Raw genomic sequence first — 18069 nt, 5'->3', positions numbered from 1 at the left:
AGATCAACCCCTAGGGTCTCACGGACCGCCGACAGCCCACGCAGCGAACGTTCGACGATCGAATCGACGTCATCCGGGCGGTGCGGACCCGGTCATTTGATTACGTAGTCCTGGCCGATCACGACGGACACATCGGCGTTCGCGGAGGGCTTGCCCTGCTTCACCGCGCTCGTCGGCAGGCCCAGGGTCTTCGCGGTCTGCGTCGCCTTCTCCTTGTCCGCCGCGGCCTTGTAGACGACCTCGGACAGTGCCACGGTCTCGGCCGTTCCGCCGCCGACGAAGGTATAGCCGCCGTTGACCAGCTTGATCCGGGCGGACTCCATGCCGTCCTTGTCACCGGTGGCGTTCTTGACTGCGACCCGCACCGCCGCGTCGGCGTCCGGGGCCTTCACCGTGCCGCCGAGGATGTCCTTGACGACGCTCTCGGTGGCCGCGTCGGTGAGCGTGCCGTCGGCCTGTACCGGCAGGAGTGCCGTCTTGTAGTCGCCGATCTTGGCACGCTGCGCGAGCTTCGCCAGCGAGGCGCCGAGATCCTTCTCCGGGAGGGACGGGTCGAGGATCTGCGCCAGCGTCTGCACGGTGACCGTGGCGGCCTTCGGGTCGTCCGAGATCTTCCGCAGAACGCCCCGCAGAACCTCTCCGAACCGCATGAGCTGCTTCGTCTCGGCCTCACCGGGCGGTCGGTAGGTGGCGTACGCGACGGCCATCCGACCGCTCAGCGTCTGCGCCTCGCCCTTCTTCACCAGGGGGGAAGCACCCTTCTTCGTGTCGGGCACCTCGGTGTCGGTGTCGATCTCGATGTTGCCGACCAGATCGACGAGGGTCTCCAGATAGGGGGTGTCGAGCCGCCACGTACCGCTGATCCTGGTGCCGAGCAGGGTGTCGATGGAGCCGCGGGTGCCGGTGGCGCCGTCGTCCTCGACGGACTTGCCGAGGGTGGTCGTGACGCCTTCGTCGTCGGAGACCGCGAGCGAGTTGGGGAGCAGGACGGTGGTCCCCTGTTTGGTCGTCACATTGTCGACGAGCAGCGCCGTGGAGGTGCCGCCCTTCTTGGTGTCGTGCAGATGGACCACGATGACGTCCCGCTTCTGCGGGCCCGTCGAGGCCGTGTTGTCCTTCTCCGAGCCGGAGAGGCCCGGCAGCTTTCCGGCGGACCAGAGGTAGCCGACACCGCCGACCACCACCAGGGCCACCACGACTATCAGTGCGACCATGCGGTTGCGGCCGCGACGCCGTGCCTCCTCGCGCCGCTCACTGCGACTCTCGGTGAACTTCAGCCAGTCGATGACGTCTTCGGAGTCCTCGTCGGGCTCTTCGATGAAGGAGAACTGTTCGGTGCGGTAGTCGGCGCGGCGCTGCCCTGGAACGGCCGGTTCCGGCTCGGTCTCGACGTCGGGCTCCGGCCGGGGCTCCGGCGTGACCGGTGCCGGTGCGGGCGTGGTCTGCTGCGCGGCGGCCTGCTGCGGGATGTTCCACTGCTGGGTGGTGTCGACCGCGGCGGGCTGCCTGCCGGTGTCGTAGCCGTAGCCGTCGTAACCGCCGTATGCCTGCTGTTGCGGCTGCTGGGGCTGCTGGGGCTGCTGGGGCTGCTGGGAGCTGTACGGGTCGTACTGCTGCTGCGGCTGCCCGGGGTACGGCTGTTGAGGCTGCGCGTACGGGTCGTATCCGTACCCCTGATCGGCCTGATGTGACTGCTGCTGCGGCTGCTGCGGCTGCGGCTGCTGAGGCGCATACGGGTCGTACGCCTGGTGTCCGGGCTGCTGGTACACCGGCTGCCCGTACTCGTCGTAGCCGATGATCTGCGGCTGCTGGTAGTACGGGTCGTACGGGTTCTGTCGGTCGTTCACCGGTGCCCCTCTGCGTGGCTCAGTCGCCGCGGTACAGCTGGCGCTTGTCGATGTAGCGGACGACACCGTCCGGCACCAAGTACCAGACCGGATCCCCCTGCGCGACCCTCTCACGGCAGTCCGTGGACGAGATCGCGAGCGCGGGAACCTCCACCAGCGAGACCCCGCCCTCCGGCAGCCCGGGGTCCGCGAGCACATGCCCCGGTCGGGTCACACCGATGAAGTGGGCGAGCGAGAACAGCTCGTCGGCGTCACGCCAGGTGAGGATCTGGGAGAGCGCGTCGGCGCCGGTGATGAAGAAGAGGTCCGCGTCGCCGTGGATCGCGCGCAGGTCCCGCAGCGTATCGATCGTGTACGTCGGCCCACTGCGGTCGACGTCGCTCCGGCTGACCGAGAACTGCGGGTTGGACGCCGTCGCGATGACCGTCATGAGATAGCGGTCCTCGGCCGGGGAGACGTGCTTGTGGCTCTTCTGCCACGGCTGCCCGGTTGGAACGAAGATCACCTCGTCGAGGTGGAACTGGGCGGCCACTTCGCTGGCCGCCACCAAGTGTCCATGATGAATCGGGTCGAACGTCCCGCCCATCACGCCGATTCGGCGCTTTCCCCGGCCGGTAGGCATTTCCTGCTCTCCCATGCGTGCAGAGCCTACTGGCACAGCTGTACGCCTTTGCCTCAGCGGTCGCGGTTGAAGCGGGTGGTGATCCACAGCAGGAGCAGCAGCACGACGAACGCACCGCCCCCGGTGACGTACGGGCTGAGGCTTTCGTGGTTGCCACCGTGCTCGCCGCCCTCGGCGGCGAGAGTGACCAGCTGGTGCGCGGTGCTCGTGAGGCTCATCTTCGGCAGGACCTATCGATCGGGAGTCGGAAGGGAGACGTCGCGCACATCGTATGCGGGCGCCCCGGGCACGCTCACGCCGACTCAGTCGTTGTGGTCGTCGTTGCGGTATCCGCGGAGCAGGAACCAGGCGAGCAGGCCGGCTCCGACGAGCGAGGCGAGCAGCACGATACGGAGCGTGTTACCGGGCCCCTGGTCCCCGGATGCGGCGGCGAGCAGAGCAACGGTGTGCGGCATGTCGGGCGTCTCCTCAGTTATCCACAGCCCCCCGCACACCGTAGCCCCAGCACCTACGCTGGGATTTGTCAGGGGGCGAGCGACGTCTCGTACGAACAGGGGGCCCAATTCATGACCGAACGCAGCCACGAGAGCCACGAGGGCGTGCCGAGCCGCCAGCGCAGGCGATTCGCCGGAATCTCGTCCCGGGCCTACGAACACCCGGCGGATCGCTCGGCCCTGGTGGCCCTGCGCAAGCTGAGCGGTTTCGACACCGTGTTCAAGACATTGAGCGGTCTGCTGCCGGAGCGCAGCCTGCGACTGCTCTTCCTCTCCGACTCCGTCCGTGTGAGCGACGCGCAGTTCGTCCATCTCAACGACATGTTGCGAGACGCCTGTTACATCCTGGACCTGGAGAAGGTCCCGCCGATGTATGTCAACCAGGACCCGCAGCCCAATGCCATGTGCATCGGTCTCGACGAACCGATCATCGTGGTGACGACGGGGCTGGTGGAGCTGCTCGACGAGGAGGAGATGCGGGCCGTCATCGGCCACGAGGTGGGGCACGCCCTCTCCGGCCACGCCGTGTACCGCACGATCCTGCTGTTCCTCACCAATATCGCGCTGAAGGTCGCCTGGATCCCACTCGGCAATGTCGCGATCATGGCGATCGTGACGGCGCTGCGCGAGTGGTTCCGCAAGTCGGAGCTGTCGGCCGACCGGGCGGGGCTGCTCGTCGGCCAGGATCTGCACGCGTCGATGCGCGGTCTGATGAAGATCGCGGGCGGCAATCATCTGCACGAGATGAATGTGGACGCCTTCCTCGCCCAGGCCGACGAGTACGAGAAGGGCGGCGATCTGCGCGACTCCGTGCTCAAGATCCTCAATCTGCTGCCCCGCTCGCACCCCTTCACCACGGTGCGCGCCGCCGAGCTGAAGAAGTGGTCCGAGAGCCGCGACCACCAGCGGATCATGGACGGTCACTACCCGCGGCGCGACGAGGACAAGGACACCTCGGTGACGGACTCCTTCCGCCAGTCCGCGGCCCACTACGCGGACTCTGTGCGGACCAGCAAGGATCCGCTGATGAAGCTGGTCGGCGACATAGCGGGCGGCGCCGGGGACCTCGGCGGCAAGCTCCGCGACAAATTCACCGGTCAGGGCGGCGGTGCCACCGGCAAGGGCGGCGCTACGGGCGGCTCGGCGCGGCCGGAGGAGCCCCGGAACCCTGATCAGCCCGAGCCGGGGTCCGCGGAGAGCTGACCGCCAGCGTCCCGCAAACAGCTGCCGTGGGCCGGCCCGTCGCATACGGGTCGGTGCCCGCGGGGCCGTGGGAGAGGGCCCGCTGCCCGGCGAGCAGCGGCCGCAACGCACCGGTGGTGTCCGTCGGGCACGCCTGCGGTCCGGCCTGTACGTAGCTGGTGCGCAGCTCCAGCCGGTGCAGCCGCAGGTCCTCCCGGTCGAAGCGGAAGTGCAGCTCGCGCCGTACGGTGAAGAGCGAGGCACCGCCCGCGCGTTGGGGCCCAGGGGTGGCCGGGCGGAGCGTGTAGGTGAAGGTGTGGTCGGACACCACCTCCAGGGTGTCCGACCCCGTCTCGGTGTAGCTCAGGGTGCCCCGGACCCGTATGTCCGGACCGGCCAGCGCCACTTTCGCCGGGTCGAACCGGACCAGCCAGCCGGTCGCGGCGTGTTGTCCGTCGTCGTCAGGTCGGCTCATGCTGCGGTTGAACTGGGCCGTCTGGTCGGGGTCGAGCAGGAGCTCCACCGGTCGCACGGCGTGTCCCGTGAGGACGTCGGGGTCGAGCGAGGACGCCGCCAGGTAGTCCTTGACCGTGGTCAGAGCCGCCGCCACCTCGCTGTCCGAGAAGTGGTCCGTCCCTCGGATCGCCGGCAGATTGATGCCTGCGGCACCAATTGCGAACTGTGCGGCGGGGCTCCGTGCGAGGAGCCCGGCAGCGGTTCCACCGGGTACGGCGTCCCGGGGGGCCAGGGGCACGACGGTCGACCTCAGAGGTTCGGCCCTTCGGCCGACGGGCGCGGTGTAGGGGTGGCGGAAGCCCATGTACACGGCCGTTCCGAAGGCCAGAGCAATGAGGAGCACCAAGGCGATGACGGCCCTGGAACCCGCTCGCAGGCTCCGGGGCGGAAGACTGCGTACGGCGGGGGCATGCTCCTCCATACGCTCCTCGGCGGAGAACTCCTTCAGGCGGGCAGCACGCACGAACGACTCGTCGAAGACGAGCGACCTGTACTCGTCCTCACCGCCGCCCGGCGCGTTCTCGGGCGGACCTTCTGGTGGTTCTCCGCGGTCTGCCATGACTTCTCCCGACTCCACGTCACCGACCGGGGCCGAAACGCTTCGCTCTGCTTCGGCCGAACGGCTTCGGACAGGGCCCGCCCGCCATGAACTCGCATGACGTCGTACGACTACGCATACGGACGAGTGAGAAGCCCCCTCGGAGAGAGGGGTCACACCTTCAGGGTAGGTCGATTGGGACCTGGGTAAACGCCGGGCGGCAAGAGAACCGTCCGAGAGTTGCCCCGGAGCCCGGGGAACCGCCCTCCGGACGGTCTCCGGGCAGTCCCCGAACGGTCGTGGGCCCCGGGGGCCGTCGCGAGATGCCGGGAACACGGGCGCACGGGAGGCGCGGCGTGCGCCGTCGCCGCGGGGGACGCGGCCTCGGACAGAACCTCCGCCGACGGGATCCGCGTCCTCAGCCCGTGCGGGGGACCGTCGAGGCCGTGGGCCGGAGAGGTCCGACCGAGGTCGACGGGATGGCGCTGGGGACGGGCCCAGGGGCGCTGTCCACGCCCGTGGTGGCGGGCGGCGGGGCGGGGTCCTGGCGGCTGCTGCCCGAGGTGTTGCGGTAAACGGCACTGAAGGCCAGCGCGACCATTCCGATGCCCATCAGCACGGCGAGCAGCCAGGCCACCGGCCGGTGCCAGCGCGCCGCGCCCCGGTAGGGGCGCAGAGCACCGCCGTGGCGCCCGTAGGGGCCGCTGCCGTACGCGTCGTCGTCAGGGTCCAGCGGGTCGTCGTAGGCGCTCCCGCGGCCGTACAGGCCGCCCGGCCCGTACGCCTCGTCGTGGAGTTCGTCGTCCAGCTGGCCGCCGCCCGCCCGCGCGCGGGACGCCTCGGCCTCGGCACGCGCCTGCGCGGCCGCCAGCAGCCGCTCCACCGCGGTGGGTTCATGGAACTCGGCGGCCCGTACGAAGTCCTCGTCGAACACCACGGAGGCGAAGTCCTCGTCCGCGCCCCCGCGGTCGTCGTCGGGCTCCCAGCCGTCCGGGAACGGCCTGCCCCCCACGTCGTCCGGCACGGCTCCAGACTAGCCCCGCCGGGTCGTTCTGGGCAGGGAGCCCGCAACATTCACCGCACCCGGACCGTCACCGCACGTGGCCGTCGCCCGTGACGATGTACTTCGTCGAGGTCAGCTCCGGCAGCCCCATCGGGCCCCTGGCGTGCAGCTTCTGCGTGGAGATACCGATCTCGGCGCCGAAGCCGAACTGACCGCCGTCGGTGAAGCGGGTGGAAGCGTTCACGGCCACCGTCGTGGAGTCCACCAACTGGGTGAAGCGGCGGGCCGCCGCCTGGGAGGTGGTCACGATCGCCTCGGTGTGCCCGGAGGACCAGAGCCGGATGTGCGCGACGGCCGCGTCCAGCGACTCGACGACGGCTGCGGCGATGTCGTACGAGAGGTACTCGGTCTCCCAGTCCTCCGGCGTGGCCGCCACCACGGTGGCCTTGGACCCCTCGGCGTGTTCGAGCACCCGCTCGTCGCCGTGCACGGTCACCCCGGCCTCGGCCAGCGCGTCCAGGGCGCGGGGCAGGAACTGCGCGGCGACATCCTTGTGGACCAGGAGCGTCTCGGCCGCGTTGCAGACGCTCGGGCGCTGCGCCTTGGAATTGATCAGAATGTCGACGGCCATGCCGAGATCGGTCTGCGCATCCACGTACACATGGCAGTTGCCGGTGCCCGTCTCGATGACCGGAACGGTTGATTCCTCGACCACCGTGCGGATCAGCGAGGCGCCGCCGCGCGGGATGAGGACGTCGACGAGACCACTGGCCCGCATCAGTTCCCGTACCGAATCGCGGCTCTCGCCCGGCACCAGCTGCACCGCGTCGGCGGGGAGACCGGATCCCCCGACCGCGTCGCGCAACACCTGGACCAGTGCGACGTTGGAGGCGTACGCCGAGGACGAGCCGCGCAGCAGGACGGCGTTGCCCGACTTCAGGCAGAGGGCCGCGGCGTCGACCGTCACATTGGGCCGGGCCTCGTAGATGATCCCCACGACGCCGAGCGGCACCCGGACCTGCCGCAGGTCGATGCCGTTGGGCAGGGTCGAGCCGCGGACGATCTCGCCGACCGGGTCGGGCAGCGCCGCCACGTCCCGCACGTCGGCGGCGATGGCGCGGATCCGCTCCGGGGTGAGGGTGAGCCGGTCGACGATCGACTCGCTCGTGCCGGCCTCGCGGGCGCGGGCGACGTCCTCGGCGTTGGCCTCGACGATCTCGCCCGTCCGCACCTCCAGCGCGTCCGCGATCGCCAGCAGCGCGTCGTCCTTCGCCGCGCGCGGCAGCGGCGCGATGTCGGCGGCGGCGGAGCGTGCCCGGTAGGCGGCCTGGGCGACCGGGGACATGTTGTCGTACGGCGAGAACGTGGTCATGCCCGCAGAGTAGTGCGCACACTGCGGGCATCCGTCACGTATCCCGTGATGCGAGACAACTGTCCGGAACCGTCTCCCCGGGGCCGTCTCCGCGCTCAGTACGGGTGGACGCCGACCGGGGTCGCCGGGGGCGGCCCGTATCCCTCGGCGACGCGTTGGTGGTACGTCTCGCGGTCGATGACCTCCAGGCCGACGATCTCCCAGGGCGGAAGCCCGGCGGTGGAGCGGTGCTCTCCCCACAGCCGCAGCGCGACGGCCGCCGCGTCGTGCAGATCGCGCGCCTCCTCCCAGTAGCGGATCTCCGCGCGGTCGTCGGCGTACCGGCTGGTCAGCAGGAAGGGGTGGTCGTGCGCGAGTTGTTCGAGACCGCGTCTGACCTCCTTCAGCGGAATCGCGGCGCCCGAGACACTGAGCGTGATGTGCCAGAGTCTCGACGGGGTACGTTCCTCCCCCGCCGTCGTCGGCTCCGGTCCGGTGGTCAGGTCGTCCCTGCGGTCCATGGACCGGCTCCCGTCGAAGCCGGCACCTGCTCCGACGCTGGTCAGGGCCCGGCCACCCGTTCCTCGGGGTGGCGCCCCCGGGCGCGCTCGTCTCACCGGCGGCCTCCTGTGAATGCGTTCACTGTGCTGTACCCCGCTGTGTCCCCGCTACAAAGTTGACCAGCCCGCGGCCGAGTATGGGGCGGTTTTGGTGAAGGTCTCCGTCCTGAGGCTGGACTTTCAGCCGTTTCAGGGGGTCTGTCAGGGGTACAGGAGGACGAGATCGTCCCTGTGTACGACCTCGCGCTCATATGCCGGACCGAGTTCCCGCGCCAGGTCACGGGTGGAGCGGCCGAGCAGCTGCGGGATCTCCTTGGCGTCGAAGTTGACCAGTCCGCGGGCCACGGGGCGGCCTTCGAGGTCGCGCAGTTCCACCGGGTCGCCCGCGGTGAACTCGCCCTCGACCGCCGCGATTCCGGCGGGCAGCAGCGAGCTGTGCCGCTCGACGACCGCCTGGACGGCCCCGTCGTCCAGGGTCAGCGAGCCCTGCGGGGTGGAGGCGTGGGCGAGCCAGAGCAGCCGGTCCGCGGAGCGGCGTCCGGTGCGGTGGAAGTACGTACCGGTGTCGCGGCCGGCCAGGGCGTCGGCGGCCCGGCTCGCCGAGGTGAGGACGACCGGGACTCCGGCGGCCGTGGCGATCCGGGCGGCCTCGACCTTGGTCACCATGCCGCCGGTGCCGACGCCCGCCTTCCCGGCGCTGCCGATGGTGACGCCCGCGAGGTCCTCGGGACCGGCCACCTCGGCGACCCGCGACGTGCCCGGCCTGCTGGGGTCGCCGTCGTACAGGCCGTCCACGTCCGAGAGGAGGACCAGCAGATCGGCGCGGACGAGATGGGCGACGAGCGCGGCGAGCCGGTCGTTGTCGCCGAACCGGATCTCGTCCGTGGCAACGGTGTCGTTCTCGTTGACGATCGGCAGCGCACCCATGTCCAGCAGCTGGTCGAGGGTGCGGTAGGCGTTGCGGTAGTGGGCGCGGCGGCTGGTGTCGTTGCTGGTGAGCAGCACCTGGCCGACGCGTACGCCGTAACGTGCGAAGGAGGCGGTGTAGCGGGCGACGAGCAGCCCCTGGCCGACGCTGGCCGCGGCCTGCTGTCTCGCCAGGTCCTTGGGCCGGCGGTGCAGGCCGAGCGGGGCGAGTCCGGCCGCGATGGCGCCGCTGGAGACGAGCACGATCTCGCGCTCCCCACCGCTGCGCACCTTGGCCAGTACGTCCACGAGCGCGTCGACGCGGTCCGCGTCGAGGCCGCCCGACGCGGTCGTGAGGGATGAGGATCCGACCTTGACCACGATCCTGCGGGCCTCTGTGACGCCCTGCCTTGCCCCTGACACGTACATCCCCAATGGTTCGGCCTCGCCCAGCCCTCGCAATCTACGCGAGCGGAGGAAGGGGCGCCCGTGCGTTTCGCCCTCTGGACCGAGGCCTCCGGAACGGAGCCCCGGAACCCGCGCCACCGGACCGGAGCCCCGCACCACCGGGCCCGGGTCCCGGCAGCCGAACCTCCGGGCCCGCGCCCTGGGATCCGAGCCTCCCCGACCGCCGGATCCCGGCAGCGCAACCAAGCTACCGGAATCACATATTCCGAAAGTAGTACTCCCGGATCCGGGCGCCCGCCCCCCATTCGGCGATCGAATGTAAATATCGATTAAATCTTCAGAGCCTTGGGCGGCATCCGCGCACTGTCGGAAGAATCACTGTGCGCGCGACCGGGCAACCATCCGGGCGTCCCGGTCATCTAATAGCCGATAGGGTGCACGGCGGGCGACTTCCTCTGCCCATTCTCAGCAGCGCAGGCCCCGCACCCGCCGCCAGCCAGAGGGACCTCTACCAGACATGGGACAGCAGCGATGCCAGTCAAAGTAAGTGTCGTCATTCCTGTATACAACCCGGGCAAGTACATCGACCCCTGCATCGACTCACTTCTGAAGCAGACCCTCCCTGCAGGGGATTTCGAAGTTCTCTTCGTCAACGATGGCTCGACGGACGACACTCGTGAACGGCTTGAGAAGCTGGCCGTGGAGCACCCGCATTTCCGTGTCATCACCATCCCGAATTCCGGCTGGCCCGGAAAGCCCCGCAACATCGGTGTGGCCGAGGCGAAGGGCGAGTACGTCCAGTTCGTCGACCAGGACGACTACCTCGCCTCCGGCGCCCTGCAGCGTCTGTACGACATGGGCCACCGCAACGGGTCGGACATCGTCATCGGCAAGGTGGCCAGCAACTTCCGCGGTGTGCCGCACGGCGTCTTCAAGACGGACCGCGAGAAGTGCACCCTGCACGACGCGCCCCTGTACGACAGCCTCACCCCGCACAAGATGTTCCGTACGGAGTTCCTCCGCGAGAACGGCATCGCCTACCCCGAGGGCAAGCGCCGGCTCGAGGACCAGCTCTACATGATGCAGGCGTACTTCCCCGCCAAGGTCGTCTCGATCCTCGGCAGCTACACCTGCTACTACTACTCCCGGCGGGACGACGGCCAGAACGCCGGCTCCGCGAAGATCGTCCCGTCCGGCTACTACGGCAACCTCCGTGAGGTCCTCGACGTCGTCGTGGACAACACCGAGCCCGGTGAGTTCCGGGACAGGCTGCTGCGCCGCTTCTACCGCGTCGAGATGCTCGGCCGCCTCAGCGAGCCCGCGGTCCTCAAGTACGAGCCGGACTACCTCGACGAGATGTGCGACGCCGTCCGGGGCCTGGCCGCGGACTTCATGGACGACGGTGTGCACAACGGGCTCGGCCCGGTGCTCCGGCTGCGCTCCACGCTGCTGCGCGACGACGACCGCCAGGGCCTCGTCCGGATCTCCCGCTTCGCCGCGTCCGTCAAGGCCGCGGCCCGCCTGGAGGACTTCGCCTGGCAGCCGAACGGCAGGATCACCCTCACCATCAGCGGCCGACTGGTCCACGGCGACGACCAGGCCCCGCTGACCCTGCTGCGCCGCGACGGGCGCTACTTCCTGCACCCCGACATCACCGAGGGCCTGCTGCCGGACGGCGAGCTCCTGGACGTCACCGACGACATGGACGGGTTCTCCGCCGAACTGGCGATGCGCAACCGCGAAACGGCCGTGGAGTGGTCCTGCCCCGCGACCTTCACGGCCCGGGTCGAGGAGCTCGGCGACGACGTCTGCGAGGTCGTCCTGCACGGCAGCGGCCAGATCTCCTCGGAGGCGGTCAAGGGGCGCGGCCGGGTATCGCGCGGCTTCTGGGACGTGTGGGTGCCGCTGCGCGGCCTCGGCCTGGTCCGCAAGGCCCGACTCGGTGCCGACCGGGCGCCGGAGGTGGACGCGGCCTGCGTGCCGGCCTCGCTGGGCTCCCCGGCCCGCGCGGTGATCCCGTACTTCACCGACCCGCACGGCAACCTCACCCTCGATGTCGCCCGGCGCAGCAAGAAGCTGGCCGACTATCTCGAAGGCCGTCCGCTCCGGCGGACCCCCGGTGGCCGCACCGAGCTCCGGCTGGACCTCTTCACGACCCCCACCACCGAGGCCTCCACGACCACGCTCGTGCTGAGCCCGGCGGACGGGGCGGACGGGACCTCGCACCAGCTGCGAACCGTGCTGCGTCCCACCGAGGGCCGGGCCCACCTCACCGTGCCCGACCGAGCGCCCGGCGTCCTACCCGGCACCTGGAAGCTCTCGGTGCGGCTGGACGGCGACAAGAACCCCCCGCTTCACCTCTGTGACGTCGCCGTCGGCAGGGGCGGCCGGATCAGCGTCGCCTCCGAGCTGCCCGCGGTCGAACCCGGGATCATGCTCGGGATCACCACCAAGCGCAGGAAGGCCAGGCTCCGCCGGGCACTGCGTGCCGTCGGCGGTCCGATCGTGCGCAGGCTGCCGGCCAAGGGTCGCAAGCGGGCGCGTCGCCTCGCCGCCCGGTTCACCGGCTGAACCGTCCGCGTACCGCCGTACGCTTCCCATCGGCGGACACCGGCACGCGCCGGCACCCATCAGCAGACATCGGCCGAGAACCTCGGCCACGAGCAACAGAACAAGGACGTGATCGCATGCGGCAGCTCTCCATCGCAGGGGCCTGGGTGCACGAGCCCAAGGTCTTCCCGGACAGCCGCGGCAGCTTCCACGAGTGGTTCAAGGCGTCGGAGCTCAACGAGGCGGCCGGACACGCACTGCGGCTCGCGCAGGCCAACTGCTCCGTCTCCAGCCGGGGAACCCTGCGGGGTGTCCACTTCGCCGATGTGCCGCCGAGCCAGGCGAAGTACGTCAAGTGCGTACGCGGCGCGGTGCTCGACGTCATCGTGGACATCCGGGTCGGCTCCCCCACGTACAAGCAGTGGGAGGCGGTCCGCCTCGACGACGCGGACCATCACGCCGTCTATCTCTCCGAAGGGCTCGGCCACGCCTTCATGGCCCTGACGGACGACGCGACGGTCGTCTATCTCTGTTCCGAGGGCTACGCCCCCGGTCGCGAGCACGGCATCGATCCGCTCGATCCCGAGCTCGGCATCGAGTGGCCGCAGGGGATCACTCCGCTGCTGTCCGAGAAGGACGCCGCGGCCCCCTCGCTGGCCGAGGCCGAGGCGCAGGGCCTGCTGCCGTCCTACGAGGACTGCCAGGCCTACTACGCCGAGCTGCGCGCCCGCGGCTGACCGGCCCGGACAGCACGAAGCCCCCGTGGTTCCGTACGGATCCACGGGGGCTTCGTGCTGTCCGGGCCGGTCAGCCCGTCACGGCCTCGATGCGTCCACGCAGCGGTGCGAACGCCGAACGGGGACGGCGCAGATTGCGTGCGCGTGCCAGAGCCGGCCAGAAGTCGGCGCCGAGCAGCGTCTCGGGCTGGACGGCGTTCTTGCGCACCAGCACCTCGTCGGGAACGTCCTGCGGATCGGGAACGACGTATTCCTCGATGATCTTGTCGTACGCGTTCTTCAGGACGTCGCTCTCCGGGTTGGCGCCGAACACGGCCACGACTCCGGTCGGCGCCGTGTCCACCTCGACGACGACCAGATCGGGGCGGAAGCGGCGCAGCACCTGCACCACCTTGTACACGTCACCGGTCCAGTACTTGGTGTGCCGGTCGCGGGCCGCCTCGTCGACATCGCGCGGCAGCATGTCGTCCAGCACTATCACGCTCGACCAGCGGGAGTGCTTCTCGACGTTCATGAAGTCGCGCAGGGCGTACTCGAAGAGGTGCATGCCGTCGATGAAGGCGAGCTCCAGCTTCGGGTCGCCGCCGAGCACATTGAACGGATCGCGGCGGGCCAGGGCGCGGAACGGGTTGCGGCCGTTGCGCAGGTGCAGCAGCGGGTCCTTGCGGGCGAAGAAGTCGTCGCTCGTCGCCTTGACCAGGTGGACGTCGCAACTGATGTCCGTCACCACTTTGAAGGCGGGGTCGACGGCGACGGAGGGCACTCGCGAGAGGGCCAGGCTCCTGCCGTCGTTGACCCCGATCTCCAAATAGTTGCGAGGACGGTAGACACGGTGCAAATGACGCAGAAAGTCATGGCGGTTCACGTGGAGCAGCCCTTCGGAGAAAACCAACTGGTCTGGTCCCCGGCGAAGTTACCGCATGACCGCACTGTGATGTAAGCGTTCTCCCGTATGTGAACCCCCGCTTTTCACTTCTTTGGAATTCGATTGGATTCGACCCTCAATACGATCATTCGACGATCATGATCGCTGTGCAGCCCTGAGGGCCGGAAATGCCTCTTCCAGCCCCGCCCGCCAGTCCCGGATCGGTTCGATCCCGGCCGTCGCCCAGCGGTCGTGCCCCAGCACGCTGAATGCGGGCCGGGGGGCCGGCCGCACGAAGGCCTCGCTGTTCGTGGGGCGGACGCGCTCCGGGTCGGCGCCGAGCAGCCGGAAGATCTCCCGGGTGAAACCGAACCATGTCGTCTCGCCGCCGCTGGTGCCGTGGTAGACGCCCGCGGGGGCGCTGCCCGCGAGGGCGGCCTGTCCGAGCCGGACCAGCCGGTCGGCCAGATCGACGGTCCAGGTGGGCTGTCCGCGCTGGTCGTCCACCACGTCGAGGGTGTCCTTGACACCCTCCAGCTTGATCATCGTACGGACGAAGTTGCCTCCGCCAGCGCCGTACAGCCAGGCGGTACGCACCACGTAACCGGTCTCCGGAAGGGTGTCCAGCACGGCCCGCTCCCCGGCCAGTTTGGTGCGGCCGTAGGCGCTGCGCGGTCCGGTGGGGTCGTCCTCGGCGTACGGCTTCTCGCCGTCCCCGGCGAAGACGTAGTCGGTGGAGACCTGGAGGAGGACGGCCCCGTGTTCGCGGCAGGCCGTGGCGAGGACCTCGGGGCCCGTGCCGTTGACCCGCAGCGCGGCGTCCTCCTGGGACTCCGCGTCGTCGACAGCGGTCCAGGCGGCACAGTTCACCACGACGGCGGGGCGGTGCTTCTCGAAACCGGCGCGCACCGACCCCGGGTCCGCGATGTCCATGGCCGCCCGGTCCGCGGCGACCGCGGTGACGTCCTCACCGGCGAGCCGCGCCAGGACGTCCTGGCCCAGCATCCCGGCGGCTCCGGTGACGAGCCAGACGGCGCTCACAGCGCGGCCCGGTCCTTCAGCGGCTCCCACCAGGAGCGGTTGTCGCGGTACCACTGCACGGTCTCGGCGAGGCCGGTGCGGAAGTCCTTGCGGGGCTCGTAGCCGAGCTCCTCGCGGATCTTGGTGCAGTCGACCGAGTAGCGGCGGTCGTGGCCCTTGCGGTCCTCGACGTAGGTGACGCTGGTGTCCCAGTCGGCGCCGCAGGCGTCCAGCAGCAGGCCGGTGAGTTCCTTGTTGGACAGCTCGGTGCCGCCGCCGATGTTGTACACCTCGCCCGCCCGGCCCTTCGTGCGGACCAGCTCGATGCCCTGGACGTGGTCGTCGATGTGCAGCCAGTCACGGACGTTGGCGCCGTCGCCGTACAGCGGGACCGTCTTGCCGTCCAGCAGGTTGGTGACGAAGAGCGGGATGACCTTCTCGGGGAAGTGGTGGTGCCCGTAGTTGTTGGAGCAGCGGGTCACCCGCACGTCGAGCCCGTGGGTGCGGTGGTACGACAACGCGATCAGGTCGCTGGACGCCTTGGCCGCGGAGTACGGCGAGTTGGGCGCGAGCGGGTCGGTCTCGGGCCAGGAGCCCTCGTCGATGGAGCCGTAGACCTCGTCGGTGGAGATGTGCACGAAGGTCTTGATGCCGGCCAGGTGCGCGGCGTGGATCAGGGTGTGGGTGCCCACGACGTTCGTACGGACGAACTCGGCGCCACCGTCGATGGAGCGGTCCACGTGGGACTCGGCGGCGAAGTGCACCACCTGGTCGTGCTCGGCCATCAGCTTGGAGACCAGCTCGGGGTCGCAGATGTCGCCCTGCACGAACCTGAAGCCGGGGTGGTCGCGCACCTCGTCGAGGTTGGCCGGGTTGCCCGCGTAGGTGAGCTTGTCGAGGACGGTGACGGCGACGTCGCCGGGGCCCTCGGGGCCGAGCACCGTACGGACGTAGTGCGAGCCGATGAAGCCGGCGCCGCCGGTCACCAGGATGTCGGTGGTCATGAAGAGATCTGCACCTTGCTGTGGTCGCCGAGCACGAGTCGGTGGGCGGACGGGGAACGGGGCGCGGGGGTCACTTCGACGTCACGGCCGATCAGCGAGGCCTCCACGCGGCGGACACCGGCGATGGAGGCGCCCCGCAGGACGATGGAGTACTCGATCTCGCTGTCCTCGATCCGGCAGTCCTCGGAGACCGAGGTGAACGGACCGACGTACGCGCCACTGATCACCGACCGGGCGCCGATGATCGCCGGCCCGACGATGCGGCTGCCGCTGACCTTGGCCCCCGCCTCGATGCGTACCCGGCCGATGATCTCGCTCTCCTCGTCGACCTCGGCCTCCTCGTGGGACGGCTCGATGGTCTCCAGGACGGTCCGGTTGACCTCCAGCATGTCGGTGACGTTGCCGGTGTCCTTCCAGTAGCCGCGGATCGTGGTGGAGCGGACGTCGCGCTTCTGGTCGATGAGCCACTGGATGGCGTGCGTGATCTCCAGCTCACCGCGCCAGGAGGGCTCGATCGAGCGGACGGCCTCGTGGACCGCGGGGGTGAAGAGGTAGACGCCGACGAGCGCCAGATCGCTCTTGGGCTCCTTCGGCTTCTCCTCCAGGGCCGCGACCCGGCCGTCGGCGTCGAGCTCCGCGACCCCGAAGGAGGTCGGGTTGGGCACCTGGGTCAGCAGGATCTGCGCATCGGGCCTGTCCGTGCGGAACTCCTCCACCAGCCCGGTGATCCCACCGACGATGAAGTTGTCACCGAGGTACATGACGAAGTCGTCGTCCCCCAGGAAGTCACGGGCGATCAGCACCGCATGGGCAAGGCCGAGCGGCTCGTCCTGCGGGATGTACGTGACCTCGATACCGAGCCGGGATCCGTCGCCGACCGCCTCGCGGATCTCCTGGGCCGTGTCGCCCACGATGATGCCGACCTCCGTGATGCCCGCTTCGGCGATGGCTTCCAGGCCGTAGAACAGCACGGGCTTGTTCGCCACGGGCACCAGTTGCTTGGCCGAGGTGTGGGTGATGGGACGCAGGCGGGTGCCGGCCCCTCCGGATAGTACGAGAGCCTTCACGTGACCAGTCCCCATGGTGAGATGTCGGTCCCGTCGCGGGAGCGCGACGTCCGGACGAATTTTACTGAGTTTCTCGGTTTGTTCTTCGGTGAATCACTCGTGCGGGCCCGGCGTGGGGATCCGCACGGTGTGGGAGTGCCGGCTATCCCATGCTCAGCCGCGCCTTCCAGCGGCGTACGTCCCGGCGCATCCTGCGCGCCACGCGCCTGGGCAGGGAGGCCCGGCGGGCCGCGACCTCCGGCCGCTCGATGCGCTTGCCGTCGCGCCAGTCGGGCACGGTGACCTCGTAGGAGGAGTCGGCCAGACCGGCCGACCTGTCACGGAAGTGCGGGTACGCGAGGTAGAGCTTGTCGCCGGAGCGCGAGGCGACCACATCCGGGACCTTCTTCGCCCGGAGGTACCGCAGTACGTCGACCAGCAGGTCCATGCGGCCCCGTGCCACGCAGGCGAGCCGCAGCCGCTCGCCCACCTTGATCAGCCGGGCCACTCCGTCGTCCCAGTAGGCATCCATAAGCGGAGCCGCGAGTTCCATCTTGTGTCGCCGGACTTTCTCGGAATCCTTCAGCACGCCCGGTCCGAACTGTTGCAGCATACCGACCGTGAAAGGCCGGACCATGAGGAAGTCACGCTTCGGCCCCGCCGGCTCGATCCGGTGAATGAGCGCCATCATGGCGCGCATCGATTCGAAACGCCATTCGTAGGTGCCGCTCTTCGTGACGTGCTTCCCGTCATCGCGACCCACCAGGTAATAGCAGACGTAGTTGGATATCACGGAGACTCCCGCACCGCGCAGATACGCCTCCATGGTGAAGAGGGCGTCCTCACCGGTCCTGAGACTCTCGTCGAATCTCAGGGAGAGACGCTCCAGCAATTCCCGCCGAAAGAGCTTCTGTGCACTCAGCGTGTATATGACCTTGGAGTTGTAGACGTCGACGCGTGTCCTGGTGGCTCCCCACATCGACTGCGGCGCACCCCTGTTCACACCGACCACCTTGCCCAGCACCACATCGGTGCCCGCGCGGTCGGCCATGGCCACCATCCGTTCCAGGGCCTCGTCGCCGAAGTAGTCGTCCGCGTCGAGGAAGAACACATAACGTCCGCGCGCCATGCCGAGGCCCACATTGCGCGGGCCGCTGGGGCCACCGGAGTTCTTCTGTCTGATCACTCTGGTCGGGACCCTGGACCGGGCTGCGAACTCCTCCAGATACTCACCTGTGCCGTCGGTGGAACCGTCGTCGACTGCGACAATTTCGATCCGATCGGCGCCTATGGTCTGCGCCTCCACGGATTCGAGACAGCGAATGAGGTAGGGCATCGCCTCATACGCACCGACAACCACGGTTACGTCAGGAATTTGCGTCTCGTTCACACAAACAGAAGACAGGCGGACCGCTGCGTT

The 18069-nt window shown here is 69.2% G+C and carries 17 protein-coding genes; 3 read left to right on the top strand and 14 right to left on the bottom strand.

Annotation, left to right across the window (positions count from 1 at the left end):
• Positions 1-92 precede the first annotated feature (92 nt).
• From ACIOHC_RS02365 to ACIOHC_RS02350, 4 genes are all read right to left on the bottom strand, one after another.
• Positions 93-1847, bottom strand: coding sequence for a LytR C-terminal domain-containing protein (locus ACIOHC_RS02365; protein ID WP_401841022.1), 1755 nt, complete (start codon positions 1845-1847; stop codon positions 93-95).
• A 19-nt stretch (positions 1848-1866) separates the two neighbouring features.
• Positions 1867-2484 (bottom strand): nicotinate-nucleotide adenylyltransferase, encoded by a 618-nt coding sequence (gene nadD, locus ACIOHC_RS02360; protein WP_351079047.1) that lies wholly within the window; start codon positions 2482-2484, stop codon positions 1867-1869.
• Positions 2485-2522: 38 nt separating this feature from the next.
• On the bottom strand, positions 2523-2687 hold the full coding sequence (locus ACIOHC_RS02355) for a hypothetical protein (RefSeq protein ID WP_327367385.1): 165 nt from the start codon (positions 2685-2687) through the stop codon (positions 2523-2525).
• 84 nt (positions 2688-2771) lie between these two features.
• Positions 2772-2924, bottom strand: coding sequence for a hypothetical protein (locus tag ACIOHC_RS02350; RefSeq protein ID WP_351079044.1), 153 nt, complete (start codon positions 2922-2924; stop codon positions 2772-2774).
• A gap of 111 nt (positions 2925-3035) precedes the next feature.
• On the opposite strand from ACIOHC_RS02350, the gene ACIOHC_RS02345 reads away from it, so the two are divergent.
• A complete protein-coding gene (locus ACIOHC_RS02345) occupies positions 3036-4166 on the top strand; it encodes a M48 family metallopeptidase (protein WP_351079041.1) in 1131 nt (376 codons plus the stop codon).
• Here ACIOHC_RS02345 and ACIOHC_RS02340 read toward each other — a convergent pair.
• The 5 genes from ACIOHC_RS02340 to proB all read right to left on the bottom strand — a co-directional run bounded on the left by ACIOHC_RS02340 (position 4093) and on the right by proB (position 9400).
• Positions 4093-5220 (bottom strand): hypothetical protein, encoded by a 1128-nt coding sequence (locus tag ACIOHC_RS02340; protein ID WP_351079038.1) that lies wholly within the window; start codon positions 5218-5220, stop codon positions 4093-4095. The genes ACIOHC_RS02345 and ACIOHC_RS02340 overlap by 74 nt on opposite strands.
• Positions 5221-5617: 397 nt before the next feature.
• Positions 5618-6223 (bottom strand): hypothetical protein, encoded by a 606-nt coding sequence (locus tag ACIOHC_RS02335; protein WP_351079036.1) that lies wholly within the window; start codon positions 6221-6223, stop codon positions 5618-5620.
• A gap of 67 nt (positions 6224-6290) precedes the next feature.
• Complete coding sequence (locus ACIOHC_RS02330; RefSeq protein WP_401841019.1) at positions 6291-7574, bottom strand: glutamate-5-semialdehyde dehydrogenase; 1284 nt, start codon at positions 7572-7574, stop codon at positions 6291-6293.
• A gap of 95 nt (positions 7575-7669) precedes the next feature.
• Positions 7670-8170, bottom strand: coding sequence for a hypothetical protein (locus ACIOHC_RS02325; protein WP_365692341.1), 501 nt, complete (start codon positions 8168-8170; stop codon positions 7670-7672).
• Positions 8171-8314: 144 nt separating this feature from the next.
• Positions 8315-9400: a glutamate 5-kinase gene (gene proB, locus ACIOHC_RS02320; RefSeq protein ID WP_351079166.1), complete on the bottom strand. Its 1086-nt coding sequence runs from the start codon at positions 9398-9400 to the stop codon at positions 8315-8317.
• A 558-nt stretch (positions 9401-9958) separates the two neighbouring features.
• Here proB and ACIOHC_RS02315 point away from each other — a divergent pair.
• Both ACIOHC_RS02315 and rfbC read left to right on the top strand, forming a co-directional pair.
• Entirely contained in the window at positions 9959-11998 is a 2040-nt protein-coding gene (locus ACIOHC_RS02315) for a glycosyltransferase family A protein (RefSeq protein WP_351079028.1), read from the top strand.
• Positions 11999-12114: 116 nt separating this feature from the next.
• Complete coding sequence (rfbC, locus tag ACIOHC_RS02310) at positions 12115-12714, top strand: dTDP-4-dehydrorhamnose 3,5-epimerase (RefSeq protein ID WP_365692343.1); 600 nt, start codon at positions 12115-12117, stop codon at positions 12712-12714.
• Positions 12715-12784: 70 nt separating this feature from the next.
• Here the strand turns inward: rfbC and ACIOHC_RS02305 are convergent, their stop codons facing one another.
• The 5 genes from ACIOHC_RS02305 to ACIOHC_RS02285 all read right to left on the bottom strand — a co-directional run bounded on the left by ACIOHC_RS02305 (position 12785) and on the right by ACIOHC_RS02285 (position 18039).
• Positions 12785-13579, bottom strand: coding sequence for a class I SAM-dependent methyltransferase (locus ACIOHC_RS02305; RefSeq protein WP_401841014.1), 795 nt, complete (start codon positions 13577-13579; stop codon positions 12785-12787).
• 156 nt (positions 13580-13735) lie between these two features.
• A complete protein-coding gene (gene rfbD / locus ACIOHC_RS02300) occupies positions 13736-14620 on the bottom strand; it encodes a dTDP-4-dehydrorhamnose reductase (RefSeq protein ID WP_351086804.1) in 885 nt (294 codons plus the stop codon).
• Positions 14617-15603: a dTDP-glucose 4,6-dehydratase gene (rfbB, locus tag ACIOHC_RS02295; RefSeq protein ID WP_351086806.1), complete on the bottom strand. Its 987-nt coding sequence runs from the start codon at positions 15601-15603 to the stop codon at positions 14617-14619. Before rfbB ends, rfbD begins: the two co-directional genes overlap by 4 nt.
• Complete coding sequence (locus ACIOHC_RS02290) at positions 15600-16670, bottom strand: glucose-1-phosphate thymidylyltransferase (RefSeq protein ID WP_351086814.1); 1071 nt, start codon at positions 16668-16670, stop codon at positions 15600-15602. The genes rfbB and ACIOHC_RS02290 overlap by 4 nt, the downstream gene beginning before the upstream one ends.
• 142 nt (positions 16671-16812) lie before the next feature.
• Positions 16813-18039, bottom strand: coding sequence for a glycosyltransferase family 2 protein (locus tag ACIOHC_RS02285; RefSeq protein ID WP_351086808.1), 1227 nt, complete (start codon positions 18037-18039; stop codon positions 16813-16815).
• Positions 18040-18069: the final 30 nt, after the last annotated feature.

The sequence above is a fragment of the Streptomyces sp. NPDC088252 genome (genome assembly GCF_044740965.1).
In the GTDB taxonomy this organism is placed as follows: domain Bacteria; phylum Actinomycetota; class Actinomycetes; order Streptomycetales; family Streptomycetaceae; genus Streptomyces.
This window is presented reverse-complemented; position numbering and strand designations above follow the sequence as displayed.

What these genes read in the sequence shown, in the direction of transcription:
- rfbB (WP_351086806.1), bottom strand. Translation starts at nt 15,603, where the DNA reads ATGACCACCGACATCCTGGTGACCGGCGGCGCCGGCTTCATCGGCTCG.
- ACIOHC_RS02330 (WP_401841019.1), bottom strand. Translation starts at nt 7,574, where the DNA reads ATGACCACGTTCTCGCCGTACGACAACATGTCCCCGGTCGCCCAGGCC.
- ACIOHC_RS02340 (WP_351079038.1), bottom strand. Translation starts at nt 5,220, where the DNA reads ATGGCAGACCGCGGAGAACCACCAGAAGGTCCGCCCGAGAACGCGCCG.
- ACIOHC_RS02315 (WP_351079028.1), top strand. Translation starts at nt 9,959, where the DNA reads ATGCCAGTCAAAGTAAGTGTCGTCATTCCTGTATACAACCCGGGCAAG.
- nadD (WP_351079047.1), bottom strand. Translation starts at nt 2,484, where the DNA reads ATGGGAGAGCAGGAAATGCCTACCGGCCGGGGAAAGCGCCGAATCGGC.
- ACIOHC_RS02355 (WP_327367385.1), bottom strand. Translation starts at nt 2,687, where the DNA reads ATGAGCCTCACGAGCACCGCGCACCAGCTGGTCACTCTCGCCGCCGAG.
- ACIOHC_RS02345 (WP_351079041.1), top strand. Translation starts at nt 3,036, where the DNA reads ATGACCGAACGCAGCCACGAGAGCCACGAGGGCGTGCCGAGCCGCCAG.
- rfbC (WP_365692343.1), top strand. Translation starts at nt 12,115, where the DNA reads ATGCGGCAGCTCTCCATCGCAGGGGCCTGGGTGCACGAGCCCAAGGTC.
- ACIOHC_RS02350 (WP_351079044.1), bottom strand. Translation starts at nt 2,924, where the DNA reads ATGCCGCACACCGTTGCTCTGCTCGCCGCCGCATCCGGGGACCAGGGG.